Annotated in this window: 11 protein-coding genes; 6 read left to right on the top strand and 5 right to left on the bottom strand. The window is 33.9% G+C overall.

Going from position 1 to position 15,718, the window contains the following annotated elements; genetic code table 11:
• Nucleotides 1–83 precede the first annotated feature (83 nt).
• On the top strand, nt 84–452 hold the full coding sequence (locus LEP1GSC059_RS00575) for a VOC family protein (protein WP_017215089.1): 369 nt from the start codon (nt 84–86) through the stop codon (nt 450–452).
• A gap of 88 nt (nt 453–540) precedes the next feature.
• On the opposite strand, the gene LEP1GSC059_RS00570 is transcribed toward LEP1GSC059_RS00575, so the two are convergent.
• Nucleotides 541–750 carry a hypothetical protein gene (locus LEP1GSC059_RS00570; protein ID WP_000869875.1) on the bottom strand — a complete coding sequence of 70 codons (210 nt, stop codon included), beginning with the start codon at nt 748–750 and terminating at the stop codon, nt 541–543.
• Between the two features lie 665 nt (nt 751–1,415).
• Nucleotides 1,416–2,144: an LIC10067 family putative lipoprotein gene (locus LEP1GSC059_RS00565; protein ID WP_036056749.1), complete on the bottom strand. Its 729-nt coding sequence runs from the start codon at nt 2,142–2,144 to the stop codon at nt 1,416–1,418.
• A gap of 97 nt (nt 2,145–2,241) precedes the next feature.
• Here LEP1GSC059_RS00565 and LEP1GSC059_RS00560 point away from each other — a divergent pair, with 97 nt between their 5' ends.
• The 3 genes from LEP1GSC059_RS00560 to LEP1GSC059_RS00550 all read left to right on the top strand — a co-directional run bounded on the left by LEP1GSC059_RS00560 (nt 2,242) and on the right by LEP1GSC059_RS00550 (nt 4,093).
• Nucleotides 2,242–3,024, top strand: a complete 783-nt coding sequence (locus LEP1GSC059_RS00560; RefSeq protein WP_017215087.1) for an enoyl-CoA hydratase-related protein — start codon at nt 2,242–2,244, stop codon at nt 3,022–3,024.
• Nucleotides 3,025–3,546 carry a dCTP deaminase gene (dcd, locus tag LEP1GSC059_RS00555; RefSeq protein ID WP_017215086.1) on the top strand — a complete coding sequence of 174 codons (522 nt, stop codon included), beginning with the start codon at nt 3,025–3,027 and terminating at the stop codon, nt 3,544–3,546. It abuts the gene before it with no gap.
• 76 nt (nt 3,547–3,622) lie between these two features.
• Nucleotides 3,623–4,093, top strand: coding sequence for a DUF2147 domain-containing protein (locus tag LEP1GSC059_RS00550; RefSeq protein ID WP_002179555.1), 471 nt, complete (start codon nt 3,623–3,625; stop codon nt 4,091–4,093).
• Between the two features lie 697 nt (nt 4,094–4,790).
• Here the strand turns inward: LEP1GSC059_RS00550 and LEP1GSC059_RS00545 are convergent.
• The 3 genes from LEP1GSC059_RS00545 to LEP1GSC059_RS00535 all read right to left on the bottom strand — a co-directional run bounded on the left by LEP1GSC059_RS00545 (nt 4,791) and on the right by LEP1GSC059_RS00535 (nt 12,704).
• The gene (locus LEP1GSC059_RS00545; RefSeq protein WP_017215084.1) at nt 4,791–7,997 is read right to left on the bottom strand and encodes a SpoIIE family protein phosphatase; all 3,207 of its coding nucleotides are present in this window, start codon (nt 7,995–7,997) and stop codon (nt 4,791–4,793) included.
• Nucleotides 7,998–8,638: 641 nt separating this feature from the next.
• A complete protein-coding gene (locus LEP1GSC059_RS00540) occupies nt 8,639–9,529 on the bottom strand; it encodes a hypothetical protein (protein ID WP_036056799.1) in 891 nt (296 codons plus the stop codon).
• Nucleotides 9,522–12,704, bottom strand: a complete 3,183-nt coding sequence (locus tag LEP1GSC059_RS00535) for a SpoIIE family protein phosphatase (RefSeq protein ID WP_017215082.1) — start codon at nt 12,702–12,704, stop codon at nt 9,522–9,524. The genes LEP1GSC059_RS00540 and LEP1GSC059_RS00535 overlap by 8 nt, the downstream gene beginning before the upstream one ends.
• Nucleotides 12,705–12,843: 139 nt before the next feature.
• On the opposite strand from LEP1GSC059_RS00535, the gene LEP1GSC059_RS00530 reads away from it, so the two are divergent.
• Together LEP1GSC059_RS00530 and LEP1GSC059_RS00525 are read left to right on the top strand one after the other, a co-directional pair.
• Complete coding sequence (locus tag LEP1GSC059_RS00530; RefSeq protein ID WP_036056747.1) at nt 12,844–14,127, top strand: dicarboxylate/amino acid:cation symporter; 1,284 nt, start codon at nt 12,844–12,846, stop codon at nt 14,125–14,127.
• A 36-nt stretch (nt 14,128–14,163) separates the two neighbouring features.
• On the top strand, nt 14,164–15,507 hold the full coding sequence (locus tag LEP1GSC059_RS00525) for an MATE family efflux transporter (RefSeq protein WP_002179190.1): 1,344 nt from the start codon (nt 14,164–14,166) through the stop codon (nt 15,505–15,507).
• Nucleotides 15,508–15,718 lie beyond the last annotated feature (211 nt).

Here is a 15,718-nt window from a genome sequence, read left to right as displayed (position 1 = left end):
CATTAAGAATCAGTTTTCGTTTTTAAATAGACAATCCAGGTTTTCCTACCACAATGACGAAAAAGTTAAACAGGACTGGATCCATGATTATCGTTGAAGGAATCGACTATTTCTTAATACCTGCTGAGAATCCGGAAGTCTCTGCGAAGTTCTATTCTGATATATTCGATTTTGAATCGTTAGATGAAAAACCAGGAGAATATGTTGTAATGGGACTTGACTCCATCAACATCAAACTTCAAAAAATTTCAGGATTTAAAAATTCTTTAGGAGAAAACAAAATTCCTGTCCTTAGTTTTGTTCTTGATGTAGATGATTTTACAGAAGCGATTGCAGAATTAGAAGAAAACAAGATTTCCATCGTTCGTGGCCCTGAAACCAGTCAAAGCGGAGAATTTTTACACTTTTTAGATCCTTCTGGAAACGTTTTAGAAATCAGCTATAAAGATTAATTTTTCTATTAGCATTCTCCTCAATAAAAAGCCTCTCAAAGGAGAGGCTTTTTTATTTTCTAAGGCTTTGAACCAATTTTCTCCCGGTTCAACCTACCTTATCAACAAAAGTGCCCTTAACTTTATAGAAATCCCCGTCTTGACCGGCTTCAATTGCAAAGGCCCTTTTATCTGAAACGTTAGCCTGCTTATTTTCATAAGGCTCGACGTGAATCATCCCTTCTTCCTTTGGGATTTTTCTTGTATCCTTGACTCCTTTTTCTGGAAGCCCTAGCTGAACCGAGGAAACTACCTTCATGATACAACTCCTAACCGAACTCTAACAGATTTATAAAAAAATCCAAACATTTTTTACTAAGAACGATTCCGACAAGTTATAATTTCTAGCAAGTCTTTCTTATCTTAAAGTTTTTGTTGAATGGTTTTAAAAAATTTTTATCCGTTCAAAAGATTTTACAACGCGTCCCAAAACTAGGAGAAAGTTCTGATACTATATTGAACTTCTTACTTGTATATCCAATTGGAGTTTTTATTAAAGTTGTTGAAAAATTCCATAATGTCGATTAACAAAACTACTTCAATCGACCATTTCCACGAAATAATGGAGAATTCATTTTTCAACAGTTCTATAATAGAACACCGTAATCCTTGAAATAAATTCTAGTTTGGAAACTGATTTTTGGATACTCTGTTTTATAACTTCTGAGTAACACACTATAAAGTTCCGATTAAGGCTTAAACAGTTGCTTGTTTTATAATATAATCCCAATGTAGTCTCGTGAAGAAACCAAGCCTTTATATAACTGAATTTCTCCCCAAAAAACAAGTTCAGTTAACTGATGTGAAAATAATTAAAGTTAAATTCAACGCATCGTTCTATCCACATTCAGGAACGCGCCGATAATGTATAAACTATTAGCTTCTTTTAATTTAGAACCGCTCTTTGTGAGAATAATCAATGGTTTATTGAAAGCTAATCTTACAACTTCCTTTTCCAGTAGTTATAAAATATTGAACTGCATAATTATCCGTAAAATTAATGGTAGGATTAAAAACAGGAGTGTCAAAAGTACCTACATCTGTAGTTTTACAACTTGTAGAAAAATATTTTACGGCAATTAGATTATCACATTCGAACGCGAGTATCGTGCCCCCAGCTTCTCTAAGATTAGAACGAAAAGGTTTTGTGGAAAAATTTTCCTTAAATTCTATCGTCTGAGAATCGGGATAATTAATTGTGGTTTCATCTCCATAAATATTGTTATAAGCTTTATAACAATCCACGTAGAACCTTCTCGCAGAACAGTTATAACCGTCTGTTCCGTAAACGGTATCACAAGCCCCATCCGCTTTTGACACGGTTAAAAAACCCGCAGTCGCTCCCGCTGGAACCGTAGTAATAATTTCAGTCGTGGTTATAGAAAAAATCGTACCAGTAATTCCATTGAACTTTACAATCGTTTCGGTTGAATTGGGAGCAAAGTTCCTTCCCTGAATCTTTATCTGAGTTCCAGTATAAGAAACTCCATCACTTTGAGGAGGTGATCCTGACGGTGGATCGATCAAAGTAATTACTGGATTTCCAAAACCGATCGTAGCTAACAAACCGTTATTCGAATTTTTTTTATCACATAGAATGAAGAAGAATATGAACAGAAATAAGAAAAGAGTTTTTATCAATTTATGCAACATAACTTATTTTATCTGAAAAATTTAGAACGAGCCCCTAGTTTATAAAAGTAAAAAGGTTTCGGCAAGAATTATTCTATTGAAAAAATGGTGTATTGAAATGAACGAATCTTCTACAGTCTTGTGTTCCATGGAAAAAGAAATCGCGGTTTTACTTTTAAATAGACCGGAAAAAAGAAATGCGATCAGCAAAGAACTTCTTTCTACACTTCACAAAAACATTCTAAAAGCAAAAAAAGAAAAATCCATTCGTGGTCTTGTTCTCGGCGGTATCGGTCCTTCCTTTTGTGCAGGAGCAGACTTAAAAGAAAGAACTACCATGTCTCCTAAAGAAGTGAAACGTTTTTTAGAAGATCTTAAAATTTGTTTTTTGGAATTAGAAAATTTTCCATACCCTACTATTGCCTCCTTGGACGGAGACGCATTTGGAGGAGGTTTGGAACTTGCACTCTGTTGTGATTTGATTCTTCTTAAAAATGATATTCGAATCGGACTTACAGAAACTCGTTTAGGAATTATTCCCGGAGGAGGAGGAACTCAAAGACTTTCACGTAGAATCGGAATCGCAAAAGCTAAAGAAATGATTTTTACGGGCAAAACAGTCGACGCACAAACCGCTTTAGATTTCGGAATTGCAAATTCCATCTGGCACGATTCTTCCCTTCCCGCAGCAAAAATGTTAGCCGAAGAAATTGCATCTCAATGTGCGCCAATCGCAGTTCAGCTTGCAAAGAAAGCAATTACAGAAGGTTATGGTCAGGACATACAAAAAGCTCTCATAACCGAAAGTAAATACTATAACAATACTTTAAATACGGAAGATCGGTTGGAGGCACTCAAAGCGTTTCAGGAAAAACGAAAACCGATTTTTAAAGGAAAATAAATGATTCTTACTGGAAAAGAAATTCAAAAACGAATCGGTAATGATATTGTAATTACTCCTTATTCAGAAAAACAACTCAATCCAAATTCTTACAACCTAAGACTTCATGAGGAACTTCTAGTATACACCGAACTTCCTCTGGATATGAAAAAACCAAATCCCGCCGAAAAGCAGGTCATTCCCGAATCCGGTCTTTTGTTAAAGCCGGGTGTTTTGTATTTAGGTAGAACTTTAGAGTTCACCGAAACTCACAATTTAGTGCCTATGCTTGAGGGACGATCTTCTATTGGAAGATTAGGAATGCTCGTTCATGTAACTGCAGGATTTGGCGACGTAGGTTTTAAGGGATTTTGGACTTTAGAAATTTCCGTCATCCAACCCCTCATCGTTTATCCAGGTGTAGAAGTTTGTCAGATTTTTTATCATACACTAGAAGGACAGATAACGGAATATACTTCTGGAAAATACCAAGCCAATCGAGGAATTCAAACTTCTATGTTATATAAAGATTTTGAAAGATAGGAATCCCTTCTTTTTTGTTGACTTTCTTCGTATTCTTTTGAGAATTTTGTCCGCAAAACAACTCTTGGAGAATGGAATGAATAAGTCTAAATTGATCGCAATTTTTTTTGCGTTCGCATTGATTTCAACGCCAGCGTTTGCCGGTGAAGAAGATGCAATCCTTGGAAAATGGTGGAATAAGGAAAAAGACGCACAAGTAGACGTACATAAATGCGGAGCTAAAATTTGTGGAAAAATTGTTTGGTTAAAGGAACCTACCTACCCAGCAGATAGTAAAGAAGGTACTCCTGGTTCTCCAAAAATAGACGTACATAATAAAGATGAAAGTCTCCGTACCCGTCCTATTTTAGGATTAGTTTTTCTTACCGGTTTTTCTTATGACAGCGAACAAGTTTGGACTGGAGGAAGAGTTTACGATCCCAAAGGTGGTAAAACTTACGATGGCAGACTTACTTTAAGAAATGCTGATACTCTCGATTTAAAAGGTGGTTATAAAGTCGGCTTTATGATGATTGGAAAAGAGTCTACTTGGACTAGAGTTAAATAAAATTTCTAAACATCCCGATGCCCAATGTTGCAAACCCCAAAAAACCCTCTTATTAGAGGGTTTTTTGATTTAGAAAACTTTTTTTAATGAATACATTTGCGTCTGTTTCAAAATCCTAGAAATCAATCATTTTTAAATTTTCAATAAATGTATGAATTCTTACAAATAACATCTCGCTACAGTATTTTTTGTTATTATAGTTTCTGTATAAAATTTTTGTGTTGCAACCTTCAACAAATTAAAAATTTATTCTATATATAAATTTTCTTATATAGTTTTCTAATTCAAAAAAACATAATTTTGTATCTAAAAGTTAGATTTTAGTCAAAATTAAAGGTAACTTTTATAATAGAGTTCGACGCAAGAAAATCTGGGCGAACCAGCTTGCCAAGAGCAACCAAATCGAACTTTCAGCTCTGATCAATAAATTGTATATAAGAAACGTTATACAACAATCGTTTTTAATTTAGAACGCGATCTGTTGAGTGAAACGCTGAGTTGCTTCGACGGCCATAAAAGCGAAACACTGAGTTTGAAAGAGCGTTCTTCTAAATTTTCCACATCGATCTTTTTCGCTTTATACCGAATTTACGTTAATTATAAACTCAGAATATACAAGATTTTAACTGTTTTTTCATAGTTTAATTTCTGTATGAATTTTCTACATTAAGATAAATTATTCTTTCAGAACTCGATTCTAAGTTTTAGATACAATGTTTTCAATTTTCCTAAGAATTTTTTTTGCGTTTTCGTTCTGAGGATCTAAATCCAATACTCGAGTTGCAATTTCTTTGGCTCTGATATATTCGTTTTGGAGTCGATACAAATCGGATAAATTGACTAGATTGTTTATATTATCCGGTTGTTTTGTTAAAAATTTTTCAGAAGCATAAATCGCTTCAGAAAATTTTCCTAATTTTTTATTCGCAATAGAAAGATAATACCAGTATTCACTTAGTTCCGGGTCAATTTCCAAATACTTTTCTAAAACTTCTACAGCCTTTATATAATCTTTATCCTTAAAACTTAAAAGCCCAAGTAACTTAGTCACTTTTATATCTTCAGGAGTTTTTGAATAAACTTCTGCAAGTTCATCGATTGCTTCTTTTATATTTCCATCCTTATACAACTGTCTAGCGTGTGAATAAGACGCACTCCAATCCGAAATTTCTTTTTTTAAAGAATTATTTTGAACACTATCAGTGTTTAAAGAATTTTTCTCTTGATCAGTTAAAGTAACCCCGTATTCGATTCTCAATAGAGATAGATCGTCCGTAATTTCTCCTTCTTTGTAAATAAGCTCTTCTATCTGTTCTATGTTTCCTTTTCCAACTTCTACCGCTTTTAAAAAAAGCGTTTCGTCTTCGTTAATCGTTCTTGTGTCTTGATCAGGCGTAAGATCTAAATCGTCCTTACCATCAGAACCAACAATTAAAACGTCTCCTTCTTTGAGAGTAGTTGTAAAAACTTGGAAAGGGTATTCAGATTCTAAACCTATTTTTCGAAGCATTAAAGAAGAATCTAAAAAGGTAGCTTTTCCGTCTTGATAAAAAACGGTAAAAGGATGTTCTGCATTAAAGTAATAAGTTTTACCCGAATTTTCTTCGATTAGAAAGAAAGAAGCTGAAATCACCATACTACCGTTAAACGATTTAAATACGAAGTTTACTTCTTCATAAGTTTCTGTAAGCCATTGTTCAGGAGAAATATCTAAAACCCGATCGTTTGCGGCAGATCGCGCCAGAATCGAATTGACTACAACCCCCATAACCAAAGCTCCACCTGCGCCTTGCATCGATTTGCCCATCGCGTCTCCGTTCATCGCAAAAACGTATCTTTTATAATCCGATGCCTTTCCTAAACGCAGATTCCCGGTTATACAAACATCCCCTCCTAAATCGGCTCGTTTCCCTCTAAATTCAAACTGCTTTTTTTGTCTGAGTAAAAATCGAGTCGAAATACGAGTCGATTTATTTGCGTTATAGTTTAGAGGTTTTGCAAGTAGAGAAGTTAAAAAATAATCTCCGTCTTGTTGAATCTTAAGTCTTTGAAACTCTTCAATTTTTTCGGACAACTCTTCCGTTCTTAATCGAACCTTTGTAGCAAGATGTTCGGCATAATCTTGAAGTTCTTTTCTTGCGTCTCGAATGGAAGAAACCATGTCATTGAACGAATTCGCTAAAAACCCAATTTCATCTTTAACTCTAATTGGAACTTGAACTTCTAAATCTCCATCATTTACTTTTTCTACTCCACTTAACAAATCATTCAAAGGAGCAACAAGACTTCCTCGAAAGAAAAGTGGAAATAAAAAAATGATTACTATGATTACAACCCCTAAAACTAAAATCTGCTTCAATGCAGTAGGATGCATAAACTCTCGATAAGTTTTATAAGAAAATCCTACTTCGCTTACGTTATTCTCTTTACGATCGTATTTTACAAATCCTATGTAATGAAGACTATGATTTTCTACGTCTTTCTTGCGATAATACCTAGTAAAGGAAGGTACAAACGGTCTAAAATAGTTCAGAACTTCTTCTTTTAGTTTTGATGAAGTTATTTTTTTACCATCCCACTTACAATCGTTCCAACGAGATTCCAACGCAACACGAAACATTTTTACTTCTTGAGCGTTTTCTAAATAACTTTTTCCTTTTGTACAAAAATCTTCTTCAAAGATATTATCCAGTTTATTAGAAGCTACGAATACATGAAGTCCTAATCTTGATAATTCTTTATTTAACTCAAGTTTAAGAGTTTTACCTTTTAAATCAGGATGTTCTTTCAGAAAATTGACAACCGAATACTTATATCCTCCGAAGTTTTTATGAGACTCTTCCATAAGTTTTGTAAGAGATTCCCTAAAACCTTCTTCAGAAAGATTGAATATTTCATCATATAATAAAGTATTTTTAAAATCGATTTCTATCTGTTCTAGATTAGGATGAAGTTTAAAATCAAATTTTTCCCGATCAAAAGAGTTGTCCGTTCTATTCCATTTGAGTATATAAGCAATTCCACCCTTTACGGTTCCACCCTCCAATGCCTTTTCCATATAAATTCGGCTCAATATATCGTATTCGGATTCTTTATCTTGATTGGAAATATAGACCAATACTTGCATAATTGTTAATACAGTTACAAACGTAATTCCTACGATCTTAAGCATAAAAGAAGTTTTTTCGACAGAGAAATTCAAATATAAGATGAGAATGATAAAAAACGCGGCCATGAACAAAAGAACTATCGAAGTAAGATAAATCGATCTTTCAATATAACCGTCCCTACTCAAAAGATTGGCGACTACAGGTACCGTTCCTCCTACTAAAAAAGACATTAAAAATGCAAAAATGATCCATCTCGTTTTTCCTTTAAGATAAATTATTCTCCAAATCGGAATCGCAAGAAAGTTAATAAATACATAACTGAAGATAATAATAGCAATCGTTCTACTTACATTTTCTGCGTTAAAGTCCCAATGATGTGCGGTGAAGTGATATTTTACAGAAGCATTCCAAGTAGAATAACAAAAATAACCTACGGAAAAAACAGCAACTATCCATAATACGATCATAGTAATGCGGTTGAACTTTGGAAAATCATTCTCGGGATAACGAGCAACAAACTGTCCTATATGTAGGATTGCAGGTAAAATCAAACCTACTGTAATCCAACGATGATATGCCGCAAATGGATGATAAAGAACTGCTGCAAAAACGTATCCGAATTGGAATATACCAAGTAGTAAAGCTCCAAACGCTAAATGTTTTGTGCTCGATACTTTTTTATCAATAAAAAGAAAAACGCCAGATATGAGTATAGCTGTTACAAACGATAATAAACTCCCAAAGGAATAGTAATTGAGAAGTATGTTGCTCCAAATGGATTCAGTTTCACTCATAACTTTAATAAAACCTTTCTTTCAAAAAAATTTTTACAGATCTATTTTTATTCTTTTCGAAACAGGCATTACTTTAGCTACGTAAGTCTTAGTTTCAATGATAAAATCAAAATGATTTCGAATTAACGAGCGTTATAATGCCTATTATAACTTGAGAAATCGTAGATTTTCGGAAGGTTTAAATTTTCAAGATTTCAAAACCTTCACTTAAATAACGAAAATAAATGCAGTTTTTTCAATATTCTATTTCTTTTAAACGGTAAACCAATTCTTACACAATAGAGTTATTGAAAAATGAATTCTCCATCCATTTCTGTTTCATAGAAACAATCGATTGAAGCAATTTTATTGATCTGAACTATGGAATTTTTTAACAACCCTAATGAATTTCGAGATAAACCTAAAGTTTAAATACAGAATTTTAGAATTCCATTGGTCCAATACTTAAAGCTGGAACCTAAAGATTCAATTTTTGCATGAAATCGCTGTTTTACGAAGACTTCCAATTAAAAATTCTTTTTTAAAACGCGAAACTGAATTGATATTCATATAAAAATTTTCCCCAAGAAACTCAATCCAACTAAGTTTGAAACAAACTGTAACTCAATTTAAAAAAAGAAAAATGACTTTTTAAAGTTTTATTAAGGAAGTTGTAAAAACGTCCCTAAGATAGATTCTTTTTGAAAAGTTTTCCAAGTATAAACTTCGTAAGGGCCCGGAGTAACCCAACCTTTTAATAAACTCGTCCAGTTTTTATCTCGAATCGATTTTAATTTTAAGATTACTTCTTTTGTAGTTTTAGGAGAATTCTCAAAAATCAATTTCTTGACAAAATCTCGATAACCCGTAGGTCCTAATTCCTTATAAAGAATATATTGAATTTTTAATGCTTTATTATAAAAGGTAGAAGTGGAAGAAGGATTTTTTTCCCTAAAATCAGGATCTAACGGAAAATCTTTTTCTCCTTGAAGACTTTCCTCCGTATTCCATTCTTCCGCAATCGAAATCAGTTCTTCTTTTGTAAGATTGATTTTCTTTTCTTTATACAAAACAAAAGGTAAAAAAGAAACTAAACCTTCACTCAACCAAGGCAAATCCGAAAAGTAAAAATGTCCAAGTTCATGAAACAATAATGCAGGATAACCTACTGGAGAAAGATTCGGTTCCATAAAAATTCCACGCACCGATCCTAAATCTCCGGAAATATTATTATATCCTCCAACTCTTGTTCCATTTAAAAAAATTCTATCTTGGAGTATTAAAAGAACCTTATATTTTTCGGAAGCTTTTTGACCCTCAAACACAGAAGCGCTCGCTTCGTGGAAAGAAATACCAGAATAAGATTCCAAAGCTTTAAAAAGATCGGAAGTTTTATGATAAGCGAATTCATTCCAATTTTTATTTTGGGAATGATTTCGAATTTCAAGGACAAGTTCTCCTCTACTTAGAGGAATTCTCCGAATCCATACGTGTTTATCCGAATGAAGACTAAAAGAAATTAGGAATAAAATTCCAAATAAAAACTTACGCACGATCCCTTTCAATGAGTTTCAAAAGTCTTTCTCCGTTTTGATTTCCTGGATCCAAATGTATTAGTTTTCTTGCAACTTCTTCGGCCAAATCAAATTGATCCATTAAACGATAAATATCAGAAAGATTGACCAAATTAGATAAATTTTCCGGTTGAATATCGTTTAGTTTTAAACTCGCTTGAAGAGCTTGTTCATACTTTCCTACCTTTTTATTTGCAATTGAAAGATAAAACCAATATTCGTGTAATCCCGGATCTGTTTTGAGATAGTTGTTCAAAACTTCGATCGCAGTCGTATAATCTTTTCCTTTAAAACTTAAAAGACCTAAAAGTTTATTGATCTTTTGATTCGCTGTATCGTGAGTATATCCAGTCTTAAGAAGTTCAAGAGCTTGATCCACCTTTCCGCTTTTATATAATTGTTTTGCGTCTTCGTAGATTACGTCAGGATTTAAAGCGACTTCGATTCTATCTCCGCCGGTAAACATCTCTTCCAATTCACCCGCTTTTCTTTCTGTCTGGAATTCTACTTTTAAAAGAGAAAGATCATCCGTTAGTTCTCCGTATTTACGGATTTCACTTTCAATATCTTCTAAATTTCCTTTTCCATTTTCCACGTTTTTAAGGAATAGATATTCGTCTTCATTGATTGTTCTTACGGTTTCTTCCGGAGTAAGATCTATATCGTCTCTACCATCCGATCCTAATATTAAAACGTCTCCTTTTTTCAGTTCAAAAGTTCGCACTTGAAAATCGAACTCGGAATCCAGACCTAATTTACGAAGTTGTAATCCTTCTTCCAAAAAGCTGGCCTTTCCATCCCGATATAAAACCGTAAACGGATGTTCCGCATTGAAATAAAAACATTTTCCAGATTCTTCTTCGATCAAAAAAATCGTCGCGGAGATCACCATACTCCCGTTAAACGATTTAAATACTGCATGGATTTCGTTATATACATCCTCTAACCATTCGGAAGGAGTTTTATCTAAAATTCTATTGTTAGCTGCCGAACGAGCCATAATGGAATTCATTACAACTCCCATCACCAAGGCACCACCTGCGCCCTGCATAGACTTGCCCATTGCATCCCCATTCATAACCATTGTATAACGTTTGTAGTGATCCGGTTTTCCTAAACGTAAATTTCCGGTAATACAAATATCCCCGCCTAAATCAGAATGTTTTCCACGGAACTCGAATTGTTTTTTTTGTTTTAACATAAATTCTGAATGTACGAGTTTTGATTTGTTTGCGTTATAAAAAAGCGGTTTGGCTAAAAGAGAAGTAAGAAAATAATCCCCGTCCTGTTGAACTTTCAGTCTTTGGACTTCTTCCATTTTCTCTTGAACTTCTTGAGTTCTTTCTTTTACTTTTTCCTCCAAGTTCTCCGCGTAATCTTGAAGTTCTCTTCTGGCTTGTTTGATAGAAGAAACCATCGAGTTGAACGAATCCGCCAAGAATCCAATTTCATCTCTCACTTTTACGGGAACCTGAACGTCAAGATCTCCTTTATTTACCTTTTCCACACCGGACAACAAGTTATTCAATGGATTGACAAGACTACTTTTGAAGAACAACGGAAATAATACGAGAACCACAAAAATCACCGCAAACAAGATGATCGTTTGTTTTACAGAGGTAGGATGTACAAACTCTCTATACTTTTTATAAGAAAAACCTAATTCTACTACTTGTTTTTTAGAAGGAAGATATTTCATAAACGCAACGTGATGTCCAAGTCCGTCTATACTTCTTCTATAGTGTCTGGTTTCCGCGGGTTTAAAATAGCTGAAGTATTTTAAAAATTCTGCTTTTAGCTCTTTACCTGAAAGTTCCTTTCCTTTCCAATTACATCCTTCTAGGTTTTTCAAAATTCCATTCTTATATGATTCCAAATCCTTATTTTTTTCCAAATAAGACTTTCCTTGTTCGCAAAAAGAATCGGAATTGATACCCTGTAGTTTATTAGTATTTACGAAAGCGTCTTTATTTAGCTTTTCTGCATATTTCAAAAGCGCCTTTTTTAAATCCTTTGCATTTAGAGAAGAATTCTCTTTTACAAAATTGTAAATAGCATCTTTGTGACCCGCAAAGTATTCCGGAGATTCGTCTAAGATGACTTTTAAATTTTCACGAAAATGATCTTCTTTTAAAACCGCGATCTCTTCGTAAATCAGCGTATTTTGTAAGTCGACTTTTACAAGAGATAAATCCAATCCGTATTTTGGATCGTAATCATCCGTGATCAATTCACCAGTTCTCTCGTCGTATTTAAGTGTATATTGTACCTCGCCGTTACCACGACCACTCTCTAAAACCCTTTCGGCGTTTACAATATTCAAACTATCGTATTCGGATTCCTTATCTTGGTTAGAGATAAATACAAGCGCCTGCATAATCAGACAAATGGTAAATAACGTGATTCCTACGATCTTAACCATGAAAGTGGTTCTTTCAGTGCTATTATTGATAAAGGCGATTACTATGACCGAAAAAGCCGCAATAAAAAAGATAACGTTCGAAGTCATATATGTGGATCTTTCCATAAATCCGTCTCGACTCAAAACGTTTGAAATATTCGGATAAAATGCGGCGATCATAAACCCAATAGAAAATAGGAAGATTGCAAATTTTTTCTTTTCTTTATCTGTGATGATTCTCCAGGAAGGAATGAGAATAAAAGCAATAACAGAATAAAAAGCAATGATAAACGCAAGATACTTACTTGCGATCAAAGCGTTAAAATCCCAATGATGAGCGGTAAAGTGGTATATCTTTTCAGAAATAGCAGTGAGATAAACAAAAAAGCAGGCAACAATAAATCCGAGAATGTGTTGGAAGCTCATCATCCAAAACCCAAATTTTCGATTGTTATTGCTCGGGTAACGGATAAGAAACTGAGTAAAATGTGTGATTGTAGGTAAGATCAAACAACCAGTCAACCATCTATGATAAGCCGCAATCGGATGATAGTAAAACGCAGCCATAAAATATCCGATCTCAAAAAGACCAAATATAAAGAAAGCAACTCCGAGATGAAATGTAGCGACTGTCTTTCTTTTTAAACTAAGAAAAAAAGCAGCGAGAAAAAAAGTTGTAATCGTTACTAAAAGACTTCCAAAAGAATAATAATTGAAGAGAATCAAATCTGATCTCAGAAAATCTAATCCCATAATCTATAAGTCCGTTTTTCTAATTCTTTATTTGTTTCGAAAAAATAGGGCTTCATTAAAATCTCGAAAACGGCTTTAATAATTCATACCAAAATCAAAAATCAATAGAAAAAATAAGGAATTAAAAGAGTTTTCCAATATGCAAGTTTTCGAGAAACTAACTTCCCTTAATGTCAAGATCCTAAGTAGTTTGAAAGAAAAACTTTGGTTAAAAATTTTCGTTGGAATGTTAGCTGGAATTTTTACTGGGGCCTTACTCGGTTCCGATTTATCTTTAGTTGATAGAAACACCGCACAACTTTTCACTTCTTGGCTCATTATACCCGGACTTATATTCATCAACCTTTTGCAGATGATTATGATACCTTTGATTTTTTCTTCTATTATTCTCGGAATTTGTTCCGCCGAAAATTTAGAGAATATTAAAAAACTAGGAATCAGAACCTTAATTTATTTCGTTTTTACAACTTTCATTGCGGTTACAATCGGAATTACTTTGGCCCTCTGGTTGAAACCCGGAAAGTCAGCGATCCAAATTCAATCCGCTTTAAGTTCCAAACTTCCGGCTCCGGCTGAGATCCCATCTTTGGATAAATATCCGGAGTTATTGATGTCATTCTTTCCGAAGAATCCGTTTCTATCGATTACTCAAGGAGAAATGTTAAACGTAATTGTGTTTTCTATTTTGCTCGGAATCGCAATCCTTTCCGCTTCAAAAGACTTATCAAAACCCATTTTGGAAATATTGAATTCAGTTTTTCAGATTAGTATGAAAATTGTACATTGGGCAATGGTTCTAACCCCTTTTGCCGTTTTCGGTTTGATGGCAAAAGCGATTGCTTCTATCGGCATAGAATTACTAGTTACTTTAGGTGCTTATATGAGCGTCGTTTTATTGGGACTTCTTTTAATTATTGGAGTTTATTCGATTGTTCTCATTTTTTTAGCAAGAAGAAGCCCAATCGATTTTTTTACTAAAATCGCAGGTTTACAATTACTTGCATTTTCAACCTCAAGTTCTGCAGCTGTAATGCCCGTTTCCATTCAAACCGCGACTGAAAATTTAGGAGTAAGAAAAAGTATAGCAGAGTTTATCATCCCAGTCGGAGCAACGATCAACATGGATGGTACCGCACTTTATCAGTCAGTAGCTACGATTTTTTTAGCACAGTATTTTGGAATCGAATTGGCTCCGACTCAATTGATATTTATCCTTTTTGCCACAGTTGGAGCATCAATCGGAACTCCGAGTACTCCAGGTGTTGGAATTGTAATCTTAGCCACAATTCTTTCAGGATTAGGAATCCCAGCGGAAGGAATTGGAATCATTTTAGGAGTAGATCGTTTTTTAGATATGTGCAGAACGACGATTAACGTTACGGGAGACATTACGGCTGCTTGTGTAATGGACAAGATAACTTGATTTGGATTTCCGAAAAAACCTAACGCTTCACTTCTAATGGATCATTCGACAAGTATTGAAACACGCCGTAAATTTTACAAACTTACATTTTACAATATTCTCGCAAATATCACCGTCCCTCTTACCAGTATAGCAGATACATCTATATTAGGAAATCTTAATACTTATGTTTTTATGGCGGGGGCAGCTTTATCCGGAATACTTTTTGATTTTATGTTTTGGATGTTCGGTTTCTTAAGAATGGGAACCACAGGTCTGACTGCTCAGGCAATTGGAGAAAAAAACGAACAAGAATCGATTTTCATTTTAGTCCGATCAATTTTTCTGGCTTGTTTTTTCGGGGTGATGATTCTTATTCTTTCTCCTTGGATTCGGGAAATCGGATTTCAAATTTTGGAAGGGAACTCCGAAGTCAAAGCCGCAGGAATTTCATATTTTGACGCTAGAATCCCGGGTTCGATCGCGGTTCTTTGTAATTATGTTTTTACGGGTTGGTTTTTAGGAAGAGGAAAGAGTTCGATCGTATTGATCGCAACTTTAATCGGAAACGGGATTAATGTTTTTTTAGATGTCTGGTTTATTCTAAAATTAGGTTGGGAAGCCTATGGCGCCGGGTTAGCGACAAGTATTAGTCAATTTGGAATGTTGTTCGTATTTGTATTTTCACTTTTTAGAGAATTAAAAATTTATAATAATTTAAAACTTTCATTTTTAAAAGATAAAGATTTATTTTCGGTTCAAGGTTTTTCTTCTCTTCTCCAACTAAATAAGGACATTTTTTTAAGAACTTTTTTCTTGATCGTTACGTTTAGCATATTTCGAAATTTCAGTTCGGAAGCAGGCACAGAAATTTTAGCGACAAATTCGATTTTACTTCAACTAATTCTTGTCAGCGCTTATTTAGTAGACGGTGCCGCATTTGCTACGGAAAGTTTAGCCGGAAACATTTATGGAGAAAAAAACTGGAAACTACTTAAAGAACTTCTTTATTTAGCTTTTTATAATTCTATTTTCTTTACTTCCATTTTTCTTGGTTTTGTTTTTTTGTTTCCTGATTTTATCTTCGGAATGATTACAAAAAGTGATAAAGTGTTATCTTTGTTGATGAATTATAGATTCTGGTTGTTCCCTGTGTTGGAAATAGGAGCGATAGCGTTTATTTTAGATGGATTTTTTATAGGACTTACAAAAGGAAAAATTCTTCGTAATTCGATGTTGATTAGTACCGCTTTTTTCTTTCTTCCAATTGTTTATCTTGGAAAAATTCAAAAGAACAATCATCTTCTTTGGTTTTCTCTGGTTTTACTCATGACTGGAAGGGCTCTAACTTTATCTCTTCAAGCAAAAAAAATTTTGAAAATTCTAAACTACAAAACGTAAACTAAATTTAAATATTTGAATAAAATGGAACATGATTACAGGAAGTTGATACGATTTATCCAATCGATTTCGAAGCGTCGAATAAGGTGCTCCTCTTATAAGTTTATTTTATTGAAGATTAATGTTTTGTAAAATGATCATCTTTCTTTTGAATATCGCAACGATGGATCCTTCTTATAGTAACACGAGTAAAGAAATCCCTTTCATGAAA

The organism is Leptospira noguchii serovar Panama str. CZ214, assembly GCF_000306255.2.
Taxonomy (GTDB): Bacteria; Spirochaetota; Leptospiria; order Leptospirales; family Leptospiraceae; genus Leptospira; species Leptospira noguchii.
This window is presented reverse-complemented; position numbering and strand designations above follow the sequence as displayed.

Bases quoted from the DNA above. Each gene is read 5' to 3' on its own strand.
- dcd (WP_017215086.1), top strand. From the start codon at position 3,025: ATGATTCTTACTGGAAAAGAAATTCAAAAACGAATCGGTAATGATATT.
- LEP1GSC059_RS00535 (WP_017215082.1), bottom strand. From the start codon at position 12,704: ATGGGATTAGATTTTCTGAGATCAGATTTGATTCTCTTCAATTATTAT.
- LEP1GSC059_RS00570 (WP_000869875.1), bottom strand. From the start codon at position 750: ATGAAGGTAGTTTCCTCGGTTCAGCTAGGGCTTCCAGAAAAAGGAGTC.
- LEP1GSC059_RS00545 (WP_017215084.1), bottom strand. From the start codon at position 7,997: ATGAGTGAAACTGAATCCATTTGGAGCAACATACTTCTCAATTACTAT.
- LEP1GSC059_RS00525 (WP_002179190.1), top strand. From the start codon at position 14,164: ATGGATCATTCGACAAGTATTGAAACACGCCGTAAATTTTACAAACTT.
- LEP1GSC059_RS00565 (WP_036056749.1), bottom strand. From the start codon at position 2,144: ATGTTGCATAAATTGATAAAAACTCTTTTCTTATTTCTGTTCATATTC.
- LEP1GSC059_RS00530 (WP_036056747.1), top strand. From the start codon at position 12,844: ATGCAAGTTTTCGAGAAACTAACTTCCCTTAATGTCAAGATCCTAAGT.
- LEP1GSC059_RS00550 (WP_002179555.1), top strand. From the start codon at position 3,623: ATGAATAAGTCTAAATTGATCGCAATTTTTTTTGCGTTCGCATTGATT.
- LEP1GSC059_RS00575 (WP_017215089.1), top strand. From the start codon at position 84: ATGATTATCGTTGAAGGAATCGACTATTTCTTAATACCTGCTGAGAAT.
- LEP1GSC059_RS00560 (WP_017215087.1), top strand. From the start codon at position 2,242: ATGAACGAATCTTCTACAGTCTTGTGTTCCATGGAAAAAGAAATCGCG.